This is a genomic window from Candidatus Woesearchaeota archaeon B3_Woes, assembly GCA_005222965.1.
Lineage (GTDB): Archaea > Nanobdellota > Nanobdellia > Woesearchaeales > B3-WOES > B3-WOES.
The window spans coordinates 601,718-619,005 of record NJBG01000001.1; the positions used below are offsets into that span (position 1 = coordinate 601,718).

The 17,288-nt window shown below is 29.6% G+C and carries 20 protein-coding genes and 2 tRNA genes; 11 read left to right on the forward strand and 11 right to left on the reverse strand.

The window, feature by feature from the left end; all coding sequences use genetic code 11:
• Positions 1–7 precede the first annotated feature (7 nt).
• On the forward strand, positions 8–1,201 hold the full coding sequence (locus CEE44_03215) for a hypothetical protein (GenBank protein ID TKJ17520.1): 1,194 nt from the start codon (positions 8–10) through the stop codon (positions 1,199–1,201).
• Here the strand turns inward: CEE44_03215 and CEE44_03220 are convergent.
• The 5 genes from CEE44_03220 to gatC form a co-directional block, all read right to left on the reverse strand.
• Positions 1,196–2,125 (reverse strand): NAD-dependent dehydratase, encoded by a 930-nt coding sequence (locus tag CEE44_03220; protein ID TKJ17521.1) that lies wholly within the window; start codon positions 2,123–2,125, stop codon positions 1,196–1,198. The genes CEE44_03215 and CEE44_03220 overlap by 6 nt on opposite strands.
• Positions 2,126–2,200: 75 nt before the next feature.
• On the reverse strand, positions 2,201–3,610 hold the full coding sequence (locus CEE44_03225; protein ID TKJ17522.1) for an Asp-tRNA(Asn)/Glu-tRNA(Gln) amidotransferase GatCAB subunit B: 1,410 nt from the start codon (positions 3,608–3,610) through the stop codon (positions 2,201–2,203).
• On the reverse strand, positions 3,607–5,073 hold the full coding sequence (locus CEE44_03230) for an Asp-tRNA(Asn)/Glu-tRNA(Gln) amidotransferase GatCAB subunit A (GenBank protein ID TKJ17523.1): 1,467 nt from the start codon (positions 5,071–5,073) through the stop codon (positions 3,607–3,609). The genes CEE44_03225 and CEE44_03230 overlap by 4 nt, the downstream gene beginning before the upstream one ends.
• On the reverse strand, positions 5,003–5,542 hold the full coding sequence (locus tag CEE44_03235; GenBank protein TKJ17524.1) for a hypothetical protein: 540 nt from the start codon (positions 5,540–5,542) through the stop codon (positions 5,003–5,005). The genes CEE44_03230 and CEE44_03235 overlap by 71 nt, the downstream gene beginning before the upstream one ends.
• Positions 5,543–5,827 (reverse strand): Asp-tRNA(Asn)/Glu-tRNA(Gln) amidotransferase GatCAB subunit C, encoded by a 285-nt coding sequence (gatC, locus tag CEE44_03240; protein ID TKJ17525.1) that lies wholly within the window; start codon positions 5,825–5,827, stop codon positions 5,543–5,545.
• A gap of 96 nt (positions 5,828–5,923) precedes the next feature.
• Between gatC and CEE44_03245 the strand changes: the two genes are divergently transcribed.
• The 3 genes from CEE44_03245 to CEE44_03255 are packed head-to-tail and all read left to right on the forward strand — an operon-like array spanning position 5,924 to position 7,345.
• Positions 5,924–6,553, forward strand: a complete 630-nt coding sequence (locus CEE44_03245; protein TKJ17526.1) for a GTP-binding protein — start codon at positions 5,924–5,926, stop codon at positions 6,551–6,553.
• Between the two features lie 3 nt (positions 6,554–6,556).
• Positions 6,557–6,955 carry a hypothetical protein gene (locus CEE44_03250; protein ID TKJ17527.1) on the forward strand — a complete coding sequence of 133 codons (399 nt, stop codon included), beginning with the start codon at positions 6,557–6,559 and terminating at the stop codon, positions 6,953–6,955.
• A gap of 3 nt (positions 6,956–6,958) precedes the next feature.
• Positions 6,959–7,345 carry a hypothetical protein gene (locus CEE44_03255; GenBank protein TKJ17528.1) on the forward strand — a complete coding sequence of 129 codons (387 nt, stop codon included), beginning with the start codon at positions 6,959–6,961 and terminating at the stop codon, positions 7,343–7,345.
• 87 nt (positions 7,346–7,432) lie between these two features.
• On the opposite strand, the gene CEE44_03260 is transcribed toward CEE44_03255, so the two are convergent.
• The 3 genes from CEE44_03260 to CEE44_03270 all read right to left on the reverse strand — a co-directional run bounded on the left by CEE44_03260 (position 7,433) and on the right by CEE44_03270 (position 10,057).
• Positions 7,433–8,092 (reverse strand): hypothetical protein, encoded by a 660-nt coding sequence (locus CEE44_03260; GenBank protein TKJ17529.1) that lies wholly within the window; start codon positions 8,090–8,092, stop codon positions 7,433–7,435.
• 67 nt (positions 8,093–8,159) lie between these two features.
• Entirely contained in the window at positions 8,160–8,810 is a 651-nt protein-coding gene (locus CEE44_03265) for a hypothetical protein (GenBank protein TKJ17530.1), read from the reverse strand.
• A 47-nt stretch (positions 8,811–8,857) separates the two neighbouring features.
• A complete protein-coding gene (locus CEE44_03270) occupies positions 8,858–10,057 on the reverse strand; it encodes a translation-associated GTPase (protein ID TKJ17531.1) in 1,200 nt (399 codons plus the stop codon).
• Positions 10,058–10,138: 81 nt separating this feature from the next.
• Here CEE44_03270 and CEE44_03275 point away from each other — a divergent pair, with 81 nt between their 5' ends.
• The 6 genes from CEE44_03275 to CEE44_03300 all read left to right on the forward strand — a co-directional run bounded on the left by CEE44_03275 (position 10,139) and on the right by CEE44_03300 (position 13,431).
• A complete protein-coding gene (locus tag CEE44_03275; protein TKJ17532.1) occupies positions 10,139–10,747 on the forward strand; it encodes a hypothetical protein in 609 nt (202 codons plus the stop codon).
• A gap of 84 nt (positions 10,748–10,831) precedes the next feature.
• On the forward strand, positions 10,832–11,470 hold the full coding sequence (locus CEE44_03280) for a hypothetical protein (protein TKJ17533.1): 639 nt from the start codon (positions 10,832–10,834) through the stop codon (positions 11,468–11,470).
• A gap of 66 nt (positions 11,471–11,536) precedes the next feature.
• On the forward strand, positions 11,537–12,076 hold the full coding sequence (locus CEE44_03285; GenBank protein TKJ17534.1) for a hypothetical protein: 540 nt from the start codon (positions 11,537–11,539) through the stop codon (positions 12,074–12,076).
• Positions 12,077–12,089: 13 nt separating this feature from the next.
• Positions 12,090–12,635 (forward strand): hypothetical protein, encoded by a 546-nt coding sequence (locus tag CEE44_03290; GenBank protein TKJ17535.1) that lies wholly within the window; start codon positions 12,090–12,092, stop codon positions 12,633–12,635.
• Positions 12,636–12,680: 45 nt separating this feature from the next.
• Positions 12,681–12,753 (forward strand) — tRNA-Thr (locus CEE44_03295).
• Between the two features lie 24 nt (positions 12,754–12,777).
• Positions 12,778–13,431 carry an adenylate kinase gene (locus CEE44_03300; GenBank protein TKJ17536.1) on the forward strand — a complete coding sequence of 218 codons (654 nt, stop codon included), beginning with the start codon at positions 12,778–12,780 and terminating at the stop codon, positions 13,429–13,431.
• On the opposite strand, the gene CEE44_03305 is transcribed toward CEE44_03300, so the two are convergent.
• Positions 13,406–14,293 carry a hypothetical protein gene (locus tag CEE44_03305; protein ID TKJ17537.1) on the reverse strand — a complete coding sequence of 296 codons (888 nt, stop codon included), beginning with the start codon at positions 14,291–14,293 and terminating at the stop codon, positions 13,406–13,408. The two genes, CEE44_03300 and CEE44_03305, sit on opposite strands and share 26 nt — an antisense overlap.
• A gap of 45 nt (positions 14,294–14,338) precedes the next feature.
• On the opposite strand from CEE44_03305, the gene CEE44_03310 reads away from it, so the two are divergent.
• Positions 14,339–14,428: transfer RNA gene (locus CEE44_03310), tRNA-Arg, on the forward strand.
• A gap of 92 nt (positions 14,429–14,520) precedes the next feature.
• Here the strand turns inward: CEE44_03310 and gatE are convergent.
• Both gatE and CEE44_03320 read right to left on the reverse strand, forming a co-directional pair.
• A complete protein-coding gene (gene gatE / locus CEE44_03315) occupies positions 14,521–15,918 on the reverse strand; it encodes a Glu-tRNA(Gln) amidotransferase GatDE subunit E (GenBank protein ID TKJ17538.1) in 1,398 nt (465 codons plus the stop codon).
• A gap of 3 nt (positions 15,919–15,921) precedes the next feature.
• Positions 15,922–17,202, reverse strand: coding sequence for a Glu-tRNA(Gln) amidotransferase GatDE subunit D (locus CEE44_03320; GenBank protein ID TKJ17539.1), 1,281 nt, complete (start codon positions 17,200–17,202; stop codon positions 15,922–15,924).
• Positions 17,203–17,288 lie beyond the last annotated feature (86 nt).

The window sequence follows — 17,288 nt, forward strand, 5'->3', positions numbered from 1 at the left end:
GCGAAAAATGAAATTTGCACATTTAGCAGACTGTCATATTGGAAGCTGGAGAGATCCAAAACTGAATAATGCTTCAACAAAAGCATTCACAAAAGCAATAGACGAATGTATAGAAAAAAAAGTAGATTTTATTGTGATAGCAGGGGATTTATTCAACACATCTTTACCTTCTATAACTCATCTAAAAAAAATAACAAAAAAACTAAAACAATTAAAAGACAAAGACATTCCAGTCTATATTGTTGCAGGCTCTCATGATTTTTCTTCTTCTGGAAAAACAATGCTAGATGTTTTAGAAAATGCAGGACTATTAACAAATGTAGTAAAAGGAGATGTAATTGATAATAAATTAAATCTAAAATTTACAATAGATAAGAAAACAGGAACAAAAATAACAGGATTATTAGGAAGAAAAGGAATGCTGGAAAAATCCTATTATGAATCCTTAAACAAAGAACCTTTGGAAAAAGAAAAAGGTTATAAAATATTTGTTTTCCACTCTTTATTATCAGAATTTAAACCAAAAGATATGGAAAATATAGATGCACAACCCCTGAGTTTATTACCAAGAAATTTCAATTACTATGCAGGGGGCCATCCACACTTTGTCTTTAAAAAACAAGAAGAGAATTACGGTTTAATAACTTATCCTGGACCTTTGTTCCCTAATAATTTTAAAGAATTAGAAAAACTCCAAAAAGGGGGGTTCTATATAATTGAAGATAACAATATAGAATGGATTCCAACCCAAATATACAATGTATACTCAATAAATATTGATGCTAATAATAAATCACCAGAGCACATACAAAAAGAGATAGAAGAACAAACAAAAAATCACGAATTCAACAACACAATAATAACAATAAGAATTCAAGGAACACTAAGCTCAGGAAAAATATCAGATATTAATTTTAAATCAATCTTTAAAAAATTGTATGACAAATCAGCTTATTTCATTCTAAAAAACACATCAAAACTTCAAACAAAAGAATTTGAAGAAATAAAAATACAAGCAACATCAGTAGATGAAATAGAAGACAAATTAATAAAAGAGCATTTAGGCCAGACAAAAATAAGCTTAGATGAAGAAAAACTAACAAAAGATTTAATAAACTTTTTATCAGCAGAAAAACAAGAAGGAGAAAGAGTCATTGACTTTGAGAACAGACTAAAACAAGAAATAAATGAAGTTTTATAAAATATTTTTAAAATAATTTATTGTTTCTTTTAAACCTCTTCCTAATTTTACATTTGGTTTCCATTCTAATTTTTTCTTTGCTAAGCTTATATCTGGCTGTCTTTGTGTTGGGTCATCTTTTGGTAATTCTTTATAGATTATCTTTGATTTGGAATTTGTTAACTTTATTATCTGTTTAGCTAAATCTAAAATGGTAATTTCATTTGGATTTCCAAGATTAACAGGACCAATAAAATCTTTTTGATTCATCATTTTGTACATTCCTTCAATTAAATCAGTCACATAACAAAAACTTCTTGTTTGTGAACCATTCCCATAAATAGTTATTGGTTTGTTTTTTAAAGCCTGAATGATAAAATTAGAAATAACCCTTCCATCATTTATTGCCATATTTGGGCCATATGTATTAAAAATCCTAACAATTCTTATATCAACTTTATTTTCTCTATGATAATCCATCATAAATGTTTCTGCTACTCTTTTACCTTCATCATAACAACTCCTAACCCCAATAGGATTTACATTTCCCCAATAACTCTCTTTTTGAGGATGTTGTTTTGGATCTCCATAAATTTCAGAAGTTGATGCTTGTAAAATTCTTGCTTTAGATATTTTAGCTAATTCTAACATATTATGTATTCCAATAGTGCTAGTCAATATGGTTTTTATTGGATCCAATTGATAATGAATAGGTGATGCAGGGCATGCTAAATTGTATATCTGATCTACCTCTAAATGTATTTTTTGTGTTATATCATGTCTAATTTCTTCAAAATTTAGATTTTTGAGAAATGGTTTTATGTTTGTTTTACTTCCTGTAAAAAAATTGTCCATACAAATAACTTCTTCTCCTTTATCTAACAGGTATTTGCATAGGTGACTCCCGATAAATCCCGCTCCTCCTGTTACTAATACCCTTACCATATAATGATGCACCTTATTTTATATATAAAACTATATATTTTATAAAATTAGTTTATTAGATAAAAGAACTATTTGTCATTTAATTAATTCTCTAACTAGCGTATTAACCAAATCAGGCTTAGCCTTTCCTTTGGTTTTCCTCATAATCTGGCCAATAATAAAATGAATAGCTTTTTCTTCACCATTTTTATACTGTTCAACAGCAGAAGCATTATCTTTGATCACTTCTTTACAAACCTTTTCTACGCCCCTTTCATCAGAAATAATTTCCAAACCTTCTTTTTTAACATAATCTTCAATATCAAAATCTTTTTCAACCAACTTTTCAATTAATCTCCTGCCTGTTTGCTCTGTTATTCTTTTATCCTGAATTAATTTTACAATATCAACAACATGTTTTGGTTTTATTTTAGTATCACCAAGTTTTTTCTTATTATAATTCAAAACTCTTTTCAACTCTAACTCAACCCAATGAGAAGCCAATTTAGGATCTACTTTTTTATCTGAAATAACTTCCTCAAAAAACTTAGCAAGCTTCAAATCTTTAGCAATAACAGCCATAGACTGAACACTTCCATGCTCTTTTTCATATTTCTTTAATTTTTCCTCAGCCAATTCAGGCATATCTTTTTTTATTGAACTAATCCATTTAGAATCTAAATCAATTCTGACCAAATCAGGATCAATAATATAACCATACTCAACCTCTACTTCTTTCTTTCTTAAAGAAAACGTAATCCCTTTGTCAGAATCCCATGCTCTTGTTTCTAGAACAATCTCTTTAATATTTTTCTTTTGCCTCTCAACCTCATAATTAAGAGCCCTTTCAATATCCTTAAATCCAGTTATATTCTTAATCTCAACTCTTGTATAATTAGATTCTTTAATAGAGATATTAACATCAGCTTTAATTATACACCTATTAACATCAAATATCTCTAAATAATTCAAAATTAGAATTAATTGCTTCATAAAATCACGTGCTTCTTCTGGAGAACTTAAATCAGGTTCAGTAACAACCTCTACCAAAGGATCACCAGAACGATTATAATCAACCAAAACATAAGAACTCTTTTGCATTCCAGAAGGATGCACTAATGATGCAGGATCCTCTTCCATATGAACCCTTGTAATTCCAATTGTTTTACCAGAATTTAATCTAAGCTTTCCTTTCTCTCCTAATGGAATCTCATACTGGGTAATCTGATAATTTTTTGACATATCTGGATAAAAATAAGATTTTCTAGAAAAAATTAACTCAGGAGCAACCTTACAATTTAAAGCCAAACCCAGCTTAAGAGCATAATCAACTGCTTTTTTATTTAGAACAGGTTTTGAACCAGGATGCCCTAGACAAACCTCGCAAGTTCTTGAATTAGGTTTATCATCTCCATGAGTTGAACATCCGCAAAACAATTTAGTATCTGTAGCCAATTCTACATGAATCTCAAGCCCAATCACAACATCTGATGTAAACTTCTTCATTTCAAAACCTCAACACCACTTCCCAACTGGATAATCTTTTTCTCCATTAGATGATCACCAATAAGCATCATTCCAACTGGCAATTTTTTCTCAAAACCAACATTAACACTTAAATGAGGCATTCCAGCCAAATTAGGACCAACAGTCAACTCATCTATCATATAATTATCTAAAACACTTAATTTATCAACTTCCTTAAATGTTGGAGGAAGAATTGGAACAGTTGGACTTACTAAAGCATCAAATTTCTTAAACGCTTTTTTATATTCCTGAATTATCTTTGTTCTAATTTGTGCAGCTCTGATATAATAAGCATCCCTATAACCAGCCATCCTAGAAAAAGTACCCAACATAATCCTCCTTTTAGCTTCACTACCAAAATTAGAACTTCTAACTTTTGTAAAATATTCATTAAATCCTCCTTCAAGTTTCTCATGCTTTCCATATCTCATTCCAGAATATTTTGCAAGATTAGTTGAAGCTTCTGATGTTGATAAAAAATAATAAGCAGGAACACCATATTTTATTCCAGTTGGTAAAGAAATCTCTTCATACTTAACACCCTTACTCTCAAGTTTTTTAATTCCATCCCAAACATGTTTTTCAACAGCACCATCACCTTTAAATGCCTCTTTTATAACACCAATCTTCATCCCAGATACATCTTTATTAGCATATTCTAAATATTTATCAACAGGAGAATTTAATGAAGTAGATTCATTCTCATCAAAACCAGAAATCACTTCTAACATTAAAGCAGCATCTGAAGTTGTTTTTCCCATAGGACCAATTTTGTCTAATGAATTCGCAAAATCCAATAACCCATACCTAGAAACACGACCATAAGTAGGACACAAACCAGCAACCCCGCAAAAACTAGCAGGATTTACAATACTCCCCCCTGTTGATTCTCCTAAACTTATATGGGGATAACCTGTTTTTTGAGTTATGCCTCCGCTTCCCCCACTACTTCCACCACAAACACAACCTTTATCAAAAGGATTTAATGGAACTTTAAAGTCTAAACCAACATTAACATTAAATGCACCAAAACCAAATTCATCTTGTGAAACTTTCCCTATAATTATTCCACCCTCTTTTTTAATCTTATTAATTACAGTAGCATCAAATACAGGCTTATAACCTTTTAATATTCTACTCCCAGATGTTGTTTCAACTCCTTTAACACAAATACAATCTTTGACAGAAACAGGCAATCCGGCTAATTTACCTGATGGATTTTTCTTAACTAATTCTGCTTGTTTAACAGCTAATTCATCTGAAATAACATTAAAATAATGATATTCTTTATCTATTTTCTTAGATTCATCAATAACTTTATGAGTATGTTCAACAACATCAATTTCATTATTTTTTATTTTTTTTATAAAATCAATTGCCTGCAAGTTTCTCACCAAGTTTTTTACACTCATCAACAACCATGTCATTTTTTTGCAGATCATTAGGGGCTTCTGCTTTTGCAATAACACTCCCAATCAAATTCATCTTATGCTCTTTTATAAATTCAGAAAATATATCACCACAAAACATTGTATTATCAATAGATTGTCCACCAACACAAACAAAAGCAGCATTTTTACCACCAAGCTTAGAATCTTTTACTATTTCATTTGTTCTATCCATAAAAGTTTTCATCAAACCACTAACATTCTTAAAATAATTAGGGCTTCCAAAAACAATTGCATCTGAATCCAGCATTTTATCCAACACATTTGAAAAATCATCTTTTATATAACAAGGTTTTCCTTCATTAAAACAGATATCACATCCTGTACAATTCTCAATCTTTAATCCCTTTAATAAAAGAAGTTCTGTTTCAACCCCTCTTTCTTTTGCAAAGTCAAGAACAGAATTTAACATAAATTCAGTATTTCCTTTTCTAGGACTTCCACATATACCCAAAATATTCATTTAAACAGCCCTCGGTCCTTTAAAATAACCATCTTTTTTATGTTCGCTATTAGATAAAGCATCCTCCTGACTAAAAGAATCCTCAACTAAATCATCCCTCATAATGTTCTTTATTTCAACAGGCCGAAAACTAGGTTTTAATCCTTTTACATCACATTTATCAATAACAGAAAAACCATTTAAAATCTCTTTGAAATCCTTTACAAAACCCAAAATTTCTTTATCAGTTAACTTTAACCTGGCAAGTTCTGCAACATTTTTAATAATATCTTTATCTACTTTCATGTACAAAGAAAAATATTTTCTTTCTTTATAAAAGTTATCCAAAAACGAAAAGTATATAAAGAAAATAAATCTAATTTTGACCAAGTGGTGATATGATTGATAAAAACATTTAAAAATTTTTTAAATAAATTTGTAAAAGACATCTTTAAGAAGAAAAAAAATCTTAAACTAGGATTATATGGACCCCCTAACGGCGGCAAAACAACTCTGGCAAATAAAATTTGTAAAGATTGGTTAGGGGAAGAAATGGGTTCTGTTTCTAATGTTGCTCACGAAACAAGAGAAATTCAGATAAAAGAGCAAATCGACATTAAAAGCAATGGAAAAGAATTGAGTTTTAACTTAGTAGATACACCAGGTATTGCAACAAAAATTGATTATGAAGATTTCATGAAAACCGGCATGAAAGAAAAAGAAGCAAAAAAAAGATCAAAAGAAGCCACAAAAGGAGTTATAGATGCTATAAAATGGCTTGATGAAATGGAAGTAGTAGTAGTAGTATTAGATTCTACAAAAGACCCTTATGATCAGGTAAATATTACCATAATAGGAAATTTACAAGCAAGAAAAATACCAGTCTTAGTAGTTGCTAATAAAATAGATTTAAAAAAATCAAATATCAAAAAAATAGAATCAGCATTCCCACAATATGGCGTAGTAGGAATAAGTGCTAAATATGGAAATAAAATTGATGATTTTTACAAAGCTTTATTCAAATTGGTCTAAAAAATGTTAACATTACAAGTACTACCTTATAGCGAAATCGGAAATTTGACTTCTGTAGGTAAAATAAGAAAATTACTCAACATTGCAAAGGAAAACAAAATAATCTTATTACAAGGCAGACTATCCAAAGAAGAAGAAGCAGAATTAATTAAGGCAACAATGGAAGAAATCAATAAAGATTTTAAAGGAATTGAATTAGCTGTTCTAGAATCTGAAAAATCTAAAACCAACGCCCTAACGGCATTTAGAGACGGAATTGCTAATGTTTTGCTTGGCAACAAACAAGGTTTAACAATAATAGGTCCAGCAAATATTGTAAAAGAGATAAAAAAAGATCCTAAGAAAATCGAACTTCTAACAAAAGATATAAGAACAACAAAGAAAAAAAATAAAAAAAAATAAAAAATGCCACACCAATGCGTTAGATGCGGAACATTCTATGATGACGGAGCAGCAGAAATATTAAAAGGATGTAAATGTGGTGGTAGACTTTTCTTTTTTATTAAAAAAGAAAAGTTTGAAAAATCTAAAGAAATAGTTTCTAAGGTAAATCTAAGCGAAAAAGAAAAAGATCAAATAGAAGATGATGTATTTGACTTAGTTGGAGTGGACAAGAATAAAGGAGAACCGGTTATTCTCGATTTAGAATCTATAAAAATAAAAAAACCAGGACAATACGAACTTGATTTGGTTCATTTATTTAAAGGAGACCCTTTGATATTTAAATTAGAAGAAGGAAAATATATGATTGATGTAGTAGAATCCTTTAAAAAATTAAGAGCAAGAAAATAAATCTTTATTGTATCTATACATAATCAAATGCAAAATTTATTTTCTTTAATTCTTTCTCGAATTATTTTTTTATCAGATTTAGATTGTCTATTCCACTAACTTTCTTGCTAACTCCTCTAATGCTCTTTCTTCTGCACTCTCAACTTTTCCGCCTATGGTTAATTCAAGATACTCATACGTTGCATTAACTAAATCTCTTATACCTCTTTCATTGAGTGATAATGCATCTTCTTTTCTAAATGAAGAGAAATCTCCGTCTTTATGGTATATCTCAAATTCAAGAGCAATAAAATCCTCAACAGCCCACCCACTATTATTAAGATTAATCTCCTTTATATAAAGGGGTAAATTCTTATTTATCTCCTTTCTCCCTACAATTTCCATTAGTACTTCTTGTCTTAACTTACTTCCAGAATATCTTACAATTTCATCTAAAATCACAACTACTGATGGTTCACTATTAAGATAAAAAAATGCTGGAATTCTAAACCCAATTATCCCCCTCCCTTCATCATATTCAAAAAACGGATCTTTAAACTCAATACCTTTATATCTATCACTACCTATCAGATTTAAATTTATTAAATCCTCGGTTGCTCTTACTTCAGCTATTCTACCAACTCCTCTTAAAGGACTAGTAATGCCTGTATTTATCCTGCTTCTCTTCTCAGCTTCCTCTTTAAGGAACTGCGAATAGCATCCTTCTTTCATCATCTTTAAATGTTTTTGATAGTTCCCCATTTTCATTTATTTAATTACTACTAAGTAGAAACTAAATATTATTTATATTTTTCACCAAACATGTACGGTATTCTTACTTAGAATAAGTAAGCATATTCGGAATTAATTTTTCCTCAGCAACTCTTAAATGTTGCTGGTATGTAGAAAGAGAAACACCCCTAATTTTAGCTAGTTTTCTAAGATCAATTTTTCTAGGATTTTTATAGTAACCTTCTTGTATAGCAAGTTCTATAACTGTTTTTTGTTTTTCTGTTAGATTAGGCATGAATCTTGGAAAAAACACATTATTAATATTCACATTATGGAATTTAATCAATTTAAAATTTTCAGTCTTTCTTTTAACATTTTTAATAAACCTAGAAACTTCCTCTCTTTCCCAAGAACCAATTTCCCATGTTTCATATCCATTTATATCCATCAAAACAGGTTTAACAAAAATTATTTTTGGTATATAACTAGCAACTGCTTTTTTATCTGCTTTCTCTAAAAGAAAAAACATATCTCCTTTTTTCTCTAGTTTTATTACCTTTTTATCTTTCTTCAAATCTTTAACAAATCTTTCAATTTTTTTTGGATCGCCAGACATATAATGCATAGAAGAAGCAATAATTTTTTCTTTTTTCCTAAAAACAGAAAATGCTACTGACTGTAAAGCAACTTTAAATTTCTTGCATCTGTTTCCAAGAATGCAATCATGTTTATATTTTACCTTAGCAATCCACATACAGACATGTACTGTTTTTGATATTTATAAAATTTTCGGAAGATATTTTATTTATCACTAATAATTTCTATAACATCTTTGTTTTTTAACACATGATCTCTACCTACAGTCATTTTTGTTTTTACATCTATAGCACGTATAAATTTATCTCCAAAATCTGAATGAAGCTTATATGCAAAATCTATTGCAGTTGAATTAAAAGGCATTAAAAAACAATCAGGCAGCACATTTCCATCTTGATCTGCTAATTTATTAACTCCTCCTGGAAATATAGCAATATAATTTAATAATTCAAAAACAGCTTTATCTAATATTTCCTGAACCCCTGTTGAACCATATTTATCTAATATATTCACTTTAATAAAATCCAAAGCTGATTTTTGTTTATCATTTAATTTTCCTTCATCTATTGTTTCAAAAGAATTTTCTCCTGGTATATATTTAATTAAATCATCCTTTGCAGCTTCTTTTAATGCCAATTCTGATTCTGCACTGCACGCAATTAACATATGGTCTGGAAACTCATTCTCAATTCTTGTAAAATTTTCCACAGCCCCTTTAATATCAATCTTATTACAAGCAATAATCATAGGTTTTGTTATCTTTCTAAGGTTTTTAGCCAATTCAAACAAATTATCTTCCGACCATCCTACTGGTTTCGAAGGATCAACACCAAGAATCTTAATCTGATCTTTGATCATATCTTCTGTTACACTCAATCCAGATAATTGTTTTGAAAGAGATTTATCAACCTCTTTATGTGTTTGTTGAACTTCTTTTGCAAATTTTTCCCATCCTTTTTTTATTATACTCAAATACCAATAATCAAGCTCTTCTTCTAAAAATTTTATATCTTTTGCAGGATCATATTCTCCAGGTTCTACTACTTCTCCTTTTTCATTTGTTGAACCAGAAATATCCACCACATGCACTAAAACATCCGCTTGCCTTAAATCATCTAAAAATTGATTACCCATCCCTTTCCCTTCATGTGCACCAGGCACCAATCCAGCAACATCTAACATATCCACAGGCACAAATCTTTTATTATCCACACAATATCCAAATCTTGGATTACATTTTACATTAAACTCTTTATCAACACACTCAATTTTCACATAACCAGTTCCATGATTTGGTTTAATTGTTGCAAAAGGATAATTTGCTATTTCAACTTCTGCTAGAGTAACTGCCTTAAAGAATGTAGATTTTCCAACATTCGCTTTTCCTACTATTCCCACCAACATATAAAATAGTTATTATCTATTATTTATATAAATTATGCTTTAATAGAAAATATTAAATAAAATAACTATTATAGGATTATTATGAGAAAAGTAAAAGATTTTATTGCATTTAGACTACATCACAAAAAACCAAAAAAATATCTTATAGAAACTAACAGATATGAAATTCTAATAAAAAGAGATATAAAAAGATTAAAAAATCTTGCAGCAAAATTCGAGCTTAATGTAAGAAAAAGTAAACTTTTCCAGAACAACAAACCATTTCAATATAATATTATTATAAATGGTAAAAGACTAATCAAAGATACAGAAGATCTAGGAATTTGTTTAAAAGATATTATTGATTCAATATTCAATGAAAATGAACAAATTAATCACATTAAAAAATCTGTGAAAAACAACCTCAAAGAAGTATCTAAATATGCTATTGGTATGAAAATTCTTATAGATAAAATTATTGACGATTTAGCCAAAATTTCTGGAACATCCAATCTTGTTAAAGATGCTGATGAAATAAAAGAAACAATACTTTCAAATTTATTGATTATTCCTGAAATGATGAAATCTTCTGATTTCATAGAAGAACAGAAAGGATATGAAAAGTTTATCCAGGAATTTAATGATGAATTGGAGATTCTTAAAGAAACAACAGATCATGAAGAAGATTTAGTTGAAGATATGGCAGCATAAATCTTTAGTTTCTCATAAATTAAAAAATTAAATTATTACAAATTTTAGATAATTTTATAAACAATAAATACTCAAAAATAGATTATGCCAGAGGATTATACAAGAGCAAAACATGTATATACTGATAGAATAACGATTAAAGCTGCTGAAGCAAGAATTAGATATAGAAACGAATTTCATATGAAAAACTTATATATGATGCTTCATGATTGGTTTATTGAAGAAAAATATATTGCAAGAGACGACCCTAAATGGCCAGAACACTTCTATCTTCTTAGAGAGGCACCAATTGGAAAAGAGATGTGGATATGGTGGAGATTCAAAAAAATTCCTAGTGGCAACAACTATTATAGATATGATCTTGATGTTTTTTGGCATGTTGTTGGTGCAAAAGATATTGAAGTAATGCGCCAAGGAAAAAAATTTAAAACACAAAACGCAGATTTAGAACTTATGTTCCAATCATATTTAGAGATGGATTATAATCACGAAAAAGGAAAAGGATGGAGAGACCACCCTTTACTAAAACACATTAATACTGTTTTCCACAAAAGAATCTTCAAAGCAGAGCTAGAAAAACACAGAATGACTCTTTATAGAGATACATATAGAGTACAAGAAATGGTAAAAACTTTCTTAGGAATGAGAACATATATGCCAGAACCAGAAGGAGGGCAATATTGGCATGAAAAAGGGGTTGGAGAAAAAGAAGGAATAGCCTAATTATATTATCTAAATAATGTATAATTTCAAAACTTTTATAAAGATAATTTCCTATGTTTATTAGATATGGGAGATTATGACAAAAAAATCAGTACAAGAAAGCTTGTACTACAAAAAGTAGGTATAATAAATCTAGATGGATTGTACCAAAATATGCAAAGATGGTTCTATGACAATTTATACTATTTTGATGAACCAACATCTAGGATAAGACCAGGTACTGCTGCTGGTATAGAATATGAATTCAAATGGAGTGCTTGGAGAAGAGTCAATGAGTATGTAAAATATAATATAAAAGTTTTTTTCCATATTTTTGATGCTCAAGATATCGAAGTTATAAAAGATGGTAAAAAAGTAAAATTAACTAAATGCAGACTAAAAATAGAAATTGATGGAGATATGGAGATGGATTACACAGGAATGTTTGGAAAATCTAGATTTGGAAAAATGCTGTATAATGTCTATTCTTTATTTATACTAAAAGAAGAAAGAGTAATGTCTGTGTGGTGGGACGAACTTTACTATAGAATCTACAAATTACAAACAATAGCAAAAGAATATCTTGATATGGAAGCAAAAGGCAATGCATATTATGATATGTATTAATATGGTGATTTAAATGGCTGAAAGAGAAGTTGTAATTGACAAGATGCGTTTAAGCTATGAAGGCTTATTCAAAGTTTCAGAATTATATAAATTAGTGGATGGTTGGCTAAGGGAAAAAGGATATGATAAAAGAGAGAGAAGAATGATTGAAAACGTAACTAAAGACGGGAAATTTATTGAATGGGAAATGGAACCATGGAAAAAAATAACAGATTATGCTAATAATGTCATTAAATTAAGGATTATTTTAACAGATATAAAAGAAGTTGATGTTGAAGTTGACAAAGTAAAAGTAAAAATGAATCAAGGAAAAGCTGATTTTATTTTTGATGGTTATGTTGAAACAGACTATGAAAACAGATGGGATACAAAACCTTTATTTTATTTTTTAAGAACATTCTTTAATAAATATATATTCAAACCATATACAGAAGGATATGCAAGCAATGTAATAGGAGATGTAAACGATCTTCACAGCAGAATAAGATCATTCTTAAATCTGTATAGATATAGCGATGTTGCGTGGACTAAACCAGCAACAACATTTCCAACACATTAAGAATTTAGTAAGATTTTTAAATGATATATTAACTCAAATAGATATGCCTCCGTAGCATAGTAGCTATTGCGGCAGACTTGTAATCTGCAGGTCGTGGGTGCAATTCCCATCGGAGGCTTTTTATCTTAAAGGAGGTTGTACAATGAATATAGTTTTTTTAGGACCACCAAGTGTTGGAAAAGGAACATACACAAGCAGAATTAAAGAAAAATACAGAATCCTTCATATTTCTACAGGAGATATTTTTAGGGAAAATATAAAAAACAACACAAACTTAGGCCAAGAAGCTAAAAAATATATGGATCAGGGAAAATTAGTCCCTGATGAAGTCACAATAAATATGGTTAAAGATAGGTTATCTAAAGACGACGTTAAAAAAGGTTATATTCTCGATGGATTTCCAAGAACAACCCCTCAGGCAGAAGCATTAAGCGAATTCTCAAAAATAGATGTTGTAATTAATTTTACTGCAGATGAATCTGTAATAATACAAAGAGTAGGTGGAAGAATAATCTGCAAAAAATGTAGTGCTATCTTTAATATTAACAATATCCCACCAAAAGTAGAAAATGTTTGCGACAAATGTGGTGGTGAATTATACCAAAGAGATGATGATAAACCAGAAGCAGTCAAAAAAAGATTAAAAATTTATGAAGAACAAACAGCACCTTTAATAAAATATTATAAAGAAAAAGGTTTGTTAAAAACAATTGATGCGAATACTGAAGATATAGATAGTATTGTACAAAAAGTAATTAAAATCTTAGATCCTATTCAGGAAAAATCTGCTTTATAGCTTCAGTAGCATAACTCCCTTTAGACAACATAAACTTTAGAATATATCCTTTTTCTATTTTTTCAATTTCTAAATTCTTAATATCTACAAAAACATCTCTTTCATTACCCTCTGAACTTAATTCAGGTATCTGTTTTATAATAAAATCTCTAGTAGTAATTCCCTCCTTATTAAGAATTCCTTTAATGTTTTCTGTAACTTCAGTACCAAAACCAATTATAGGAAGAGTTTTAGTATTGCATTTTGTGACCATCTCATTCCATAAATAAGATTGATAAGAATGAACATACAATTTTAATATTTTTAATGGAATTTTTCTTAAAGCACCAATATAATCAGTTGGTTTTTTTGATAAATATTCTTCAACTAATCTTTCATTATTTTTAATAATAAGATCTACAGCTTTTTTAAAATCCCTTTTTATAATTAATTTGCCAATCTCTTTATTGTTTTTAGAAAACCGCTGCTCTCCAAAATAATTAATCATTTTAGCAATCTTTTTTGGTTTTCTATCTGTTATAACTTTAATAACAAATTCATTTCCTTCTAAATCACCCAAAAGAATTGGATTATCTAAATACCCTTTAAACTCCAAAAAAATATCCGTTAATTCCAATTCTTTTATTCTAGAATTTTTTATAGAAATATACTGAGTTGTTACAGCAATCTTATCCTTATTCCCAGCATAACTAATAAACTTTCTAGGTATTCCTAATTTATTAGCAATTGTCTGAACAGCTCTTTCAGTTGTATAATCCCTTTTCTTAAGCAAAAAAACAGAATAAACCCCTTTATCATTTAATCTAATATTTGTTATTTCATTTACTACAAAATCTTCTGGTTTCTTCTTTATTCTATACATAATAATGAAAAGCTTATTAAAACAATATAAATTTATTCATTATATGCGCCCGTAGCTCAGTCTGGATAGAGCGATTCCCTCCTAATATTATCAGAAGAGAGGAATAGGTCGGGGGTTCAAATCCTCCTGGGCGCGTTTATCTTAATAAGTGAGCTTGACGAGTAAAGCTAGGAAACCCACAAAGTGTCAAGTGATTTTGCACTTGGTTTATATCCTCCTGGGTGCGTTTAAACCAATTTCTTAAGAATATCCATAACTGTTTTGCCATCAACCTTTCCTTTGTATTTGCCCATAACAATTCCCATATAAGCTCCAATACTTAACCCTGGCTTTCCTTCAACAATCTTTTTAATTTCTTTTTCTAAATCACCTTTTGAAGCTGATTTATACTTTTTAACATCAAACTTGCCTTTTGAATGATCAACTATAACTTCTGCAATCATATTTTTTGATATTTGACCTTTATCTACATATAACAACACTTCTAAAACCAGTTTATCAGTCAATTTATCAAAATCAACATTATACTTTTTACTAATATCTTTAAGAGAAGTAAAAATTGACGCGATATAAGAAGGCTTTAAATTTTTAAATCTTTTTACAGCATCTTCAAACACATCTGCGTTGTTTTTTGCAAAATAATTAGCTAAATCTCTATTTAAACCTAATTTTTCAAACCTTTTTGCTTTTTCATGAATCAATTCAGGAGCATCTGCTATATCTTTTACAGAAACCTTTAACGGAATAACATCTGTTTCAGGATACATCCTCGCCCCACCAGGCATAGGCCTTAAATAATTTGTAGTTCCATCAGAATTAACCTTTCTAACTTCAGGAGAAGATTTACTAAGTTTAATTTGCCGATTAACCTCTTTCTCAATTATAATTAGTATTGATCTTAAATCCTGGAAACCTTTCATCTCAACTCTTGATTTGCCCTTAATAGAAACATTCACATCTTGTCGTATGGTTCCAATACCTCTCTTAACTTTTCCAGTACTCCTTAAAATCATGCCAATCTTCTCAGCAACCTCTTTTGCATGTTCATTATCTTTTATATCAGGATCAGTTGCTATCTCTATTAATGGTATCCCTAATCTGTCTAATCTATACTTTGTATATTCTTTAGTTTCCTCTGCTTTTTGAGCAGCCTCTTCTTCCAAACAAATAGTTGGAATTCCAACATTGCCTTTTGAAGTTTCTACAACACCACCATAAGCAACCAAAGCAGTTCTCTGAAAACCAGAAACATTACTCCCATCAATAACCGTCTTCCTCATAACTTGTATTTCATCAACAATTTTGGCTTTTAACATCAAAGCAACCTGTAGTACAACATCAACAGCTTCTTTATTTATTGAGTGTGGTGGCTCTTCATCCATCTCAACTAAACAACAATCTTTAGAATCAGCTTCATAAATGAATTTTTTAGATTTCTCCATCTCATATTTTGCAGTAATATCAATCTCTCCTGTTTCTCCAACAACAGCTCTTAATCTCCTTTCAAAATGAACATCAGGTTTTTCCTTAGAATTAATAGTATGACAATCACAAAACAATTTTTTACCTTCTAATTGTTGATGTATCTCTAATCCACATTTAAATCCTAATTTCTGATAATCCATTTTTTAATATAAGAAGCTTTTTTCATCACTTCTTTCTGTAATCTCTCCAGAAACATTAGTCAACATTAATTCCTTTACCTTGTCTAAATCTTTTGTTTGTGATAGCACAAAACCCAACTTAACATAAGCTACTTCAGGCAACATATCCTCTACAAAAATACATTTTAATTTAATTGAGAGTATTCTTAAAGCAGAATAAACTAATGGATGGACCCTTCCATATAAAGTTTGGGAAGCAATTACAATAGGAATTTTTGCTTTAATCGCTTTTTCTATGTTAGGATATAATTTTTGAGGTGCATGACCTAAAGCAGTTGCACTTAAAACAATTCCTTTAACACCTTTTTTTACATAAAAATCAACTATTTCTGGATCCATTCCAGGATAAACATTGATTAAAGCAACCTTTTCTTCAAACTTATCAATAGCTTTAACCTTAGATTTACCTCTTTTCATAAAATTCTGATTCACTACTTCTATTTTTCCATTTTCAAACACTTTTGCTAATGGTAATTCATTCATAGGCCTAAAAGCATCTCTTTTTGAAGTATGCATTTTACGAACATTTGTACCTCTGATCAATAAACAATAATCATCACTTGTTGTTCCATGCATACAAGTCATAACTTCAGCACCATCAAATTTAGCAGCAGCTGTCACAGCACAAATCAAATTCATAAAAGCATCAGAACTTCCTCTATCAATACTTCTCTGAGCAGCTGTTAATACAACTGGTTTAGATAAATCTTTTAATAAAAATGATAGCGCAGCTGATGTAAAATGCAATGTATCTGTTCCTTGTGTTACAACAACACCATCTGCACCAGAGTTAAGCTCTTTCTCAACCTCTTTTGCAATTAAGACCCAATCTTTTCCATTCATATCCTCAGACATCACAGATAGTATTTTTTTAGCTTTTAAATTAGCAATCTCAACTAATTCAGGGCACATAGAAACAAAATCTTCTGCAGTATAATCAGCATAAACACCACCTGTTTTGTAATCAATTTTTGAGGAAATTGTACCTCCTGTTGACAATATAGTTACATTAGGCAAACCTTTTTTTGGTTTTAATTCTGATTTTGAAGCTTTCTTAGGAGAATATTTTTTTACTAACTCCACCTTTTTTATCTTCTTATTATTAATACCAATATTATATCCATTATCCAGTTTAATAACAGTAATGTCCTTCTCAAGAACATCTGGACGAGGCATTAAAATACCTTCAAACACACCATCTTTTGTTGTAATCTTTACTAAATCGCCTGCTTTTGTATCTGCCATATAAACTAATTAGATTGTTTAGTTATTTAAGTATTTTGGTTCTTTATTAATTCATAACGTTTTTATATTACTGATTTGAATATTGT

What these genes read in the sequence shown, in the direction of transcription:
- gatC (TKJ17525.1), bottom strand. Translation starts at nt 5,827, where the DNA reads ATGAAAGTAGATAAAGATATTATTAAAAATGTTGCAGAACTTGCCAGG.
- CEE44_03280 (TKJ17533.1), top strand. Translation starts at nt 10,832, where the DNA reads ATGCCAGAGGATTATACAAGAGCAAAACATGTATATACTGATAGAATA.
- CEE44_03220 (TKJ17521.1), bottom strand. Translation starts at nt 2,125, where the DNA reads ATGGTAAGGGTATTAGTAACAGGAGGAGCGGGATTTATCGGGAGTCAC.
- CEE44_03225 (TKJ17522.1), bottom strand. Translation starts at nt 3,610, where the DNA reads ATGAAGAAGTTTACATCAGATGTTGTGATTGGGCTTGAGATTCATGTA.
- CEE44_03255 (TKJ17528.1), top strand. Translation starts at nt 6,959, where the DNA reads ATGCCACACCAATGCGTTAGATGCGGAACATTCTATGATGACGGAGCA.
- CEE44_03250 (TKJ17527.1), top strand. Translation starts at nt 6,557, where the DNA reads ATGTTAACATTACAAGTACTACCTTATAGCGAAATCGGAAATTTGACT.
- CEE44_03235 (TKJ17524.1), bottom strand. Translation starts at nt 5,542, where the DNA reads ATGAATATTTTGGGTATATGTGGAAGTCCTAGAAAAGGAAATACTGAA.
- CEE44_03285 (TKJ17534.1), top strand. Translation starts at nt 11,537, where the DNA reads ATGGGAGATTATGACAAAAAAATCAGTACAAGAAAGCTTGTACTACAA.
- CEE44_03230 (TKJ17523.1), bottom strand. Translation starts at nt 5,073, where the DNA reads ATGATCTGCAAAAAAATGACATGGTTGTTGATGAGTGTAAAAAACTTG.
- gatE (TKJ17538.1), bottom strand. Translation starts at nt 15,918, where the DNA reads ATGGATTATCAGAAATTAGGATTTAAATGTGGATTAGAGATACATCAA.
- CEE44_03305 (TKJ17537.1), bottom strand. Translation starts at nt 14,293, where the DNA reads ATGTATAGAATAAAGAAGAAACCAGAAGATTTTGTAGTAAATGAAATA.
- CEE44_03265 (TKJ17530.1), bottom strand. Translation starts at nt 8,810, where the DNA reads ATGTGGATTGCTAAGGTAAAATATAAACATGATTGCATTCTTGGAAAC.
- CEE44_03320 (TKJ17539.1), bottom strand. Translation starts at nt 17,202, where the DNA reads ATGGCAGATACAAAAGCAGGCGATTTAGTAAAGATTACAACAAAAGAT.
- CEE44_03275 (TKJ17532.1), top strand. Translation starts at nt 10,139, where the DNA reads ATGAGAAAAGTAAAAGATTTTATTGCATTTAGACTACATCACAAAAAA.
- CEE44_03270 (TKJ17531.1), bottom strand. Translation starts at nt 10,057, where the DNA reads ATGTTGGTGGGAATAGTAGGAAAAGCGAATGTTGGAAAATCTACATTC.
- CEE44_03215 (TKJ17520.1), top strand. Translation starts at nt 8, where the DNA reads ATGAAATTTGCACATTTAGCAGACTGTCATATTGGAAGCTGGAGAGAT.
- CEE44_03260 (TKJ17529.1), bottom strand. Translation starts at nt 8,092, where the DNA reads ATGAAAATGGGGAACTATCAAAAACATTTAAAGATGATGAAAGAAGGA.
- CEE44_03300 (TKJ17536.1), top strand. Translation starts at nt 12,778, where the DNA reads ATGAATATAGTTTTTTTAGGACCACCAAGTGTTGGAAAAGGAACATAC.
- CEE44_03290 (TKJ17535.1), top strand. Translation starts at nt 12,090, where the DNA reads ATGGCTGAAAGAGAAGTTGTAATTGACAAGATGCGTTTAAGCTATGAA.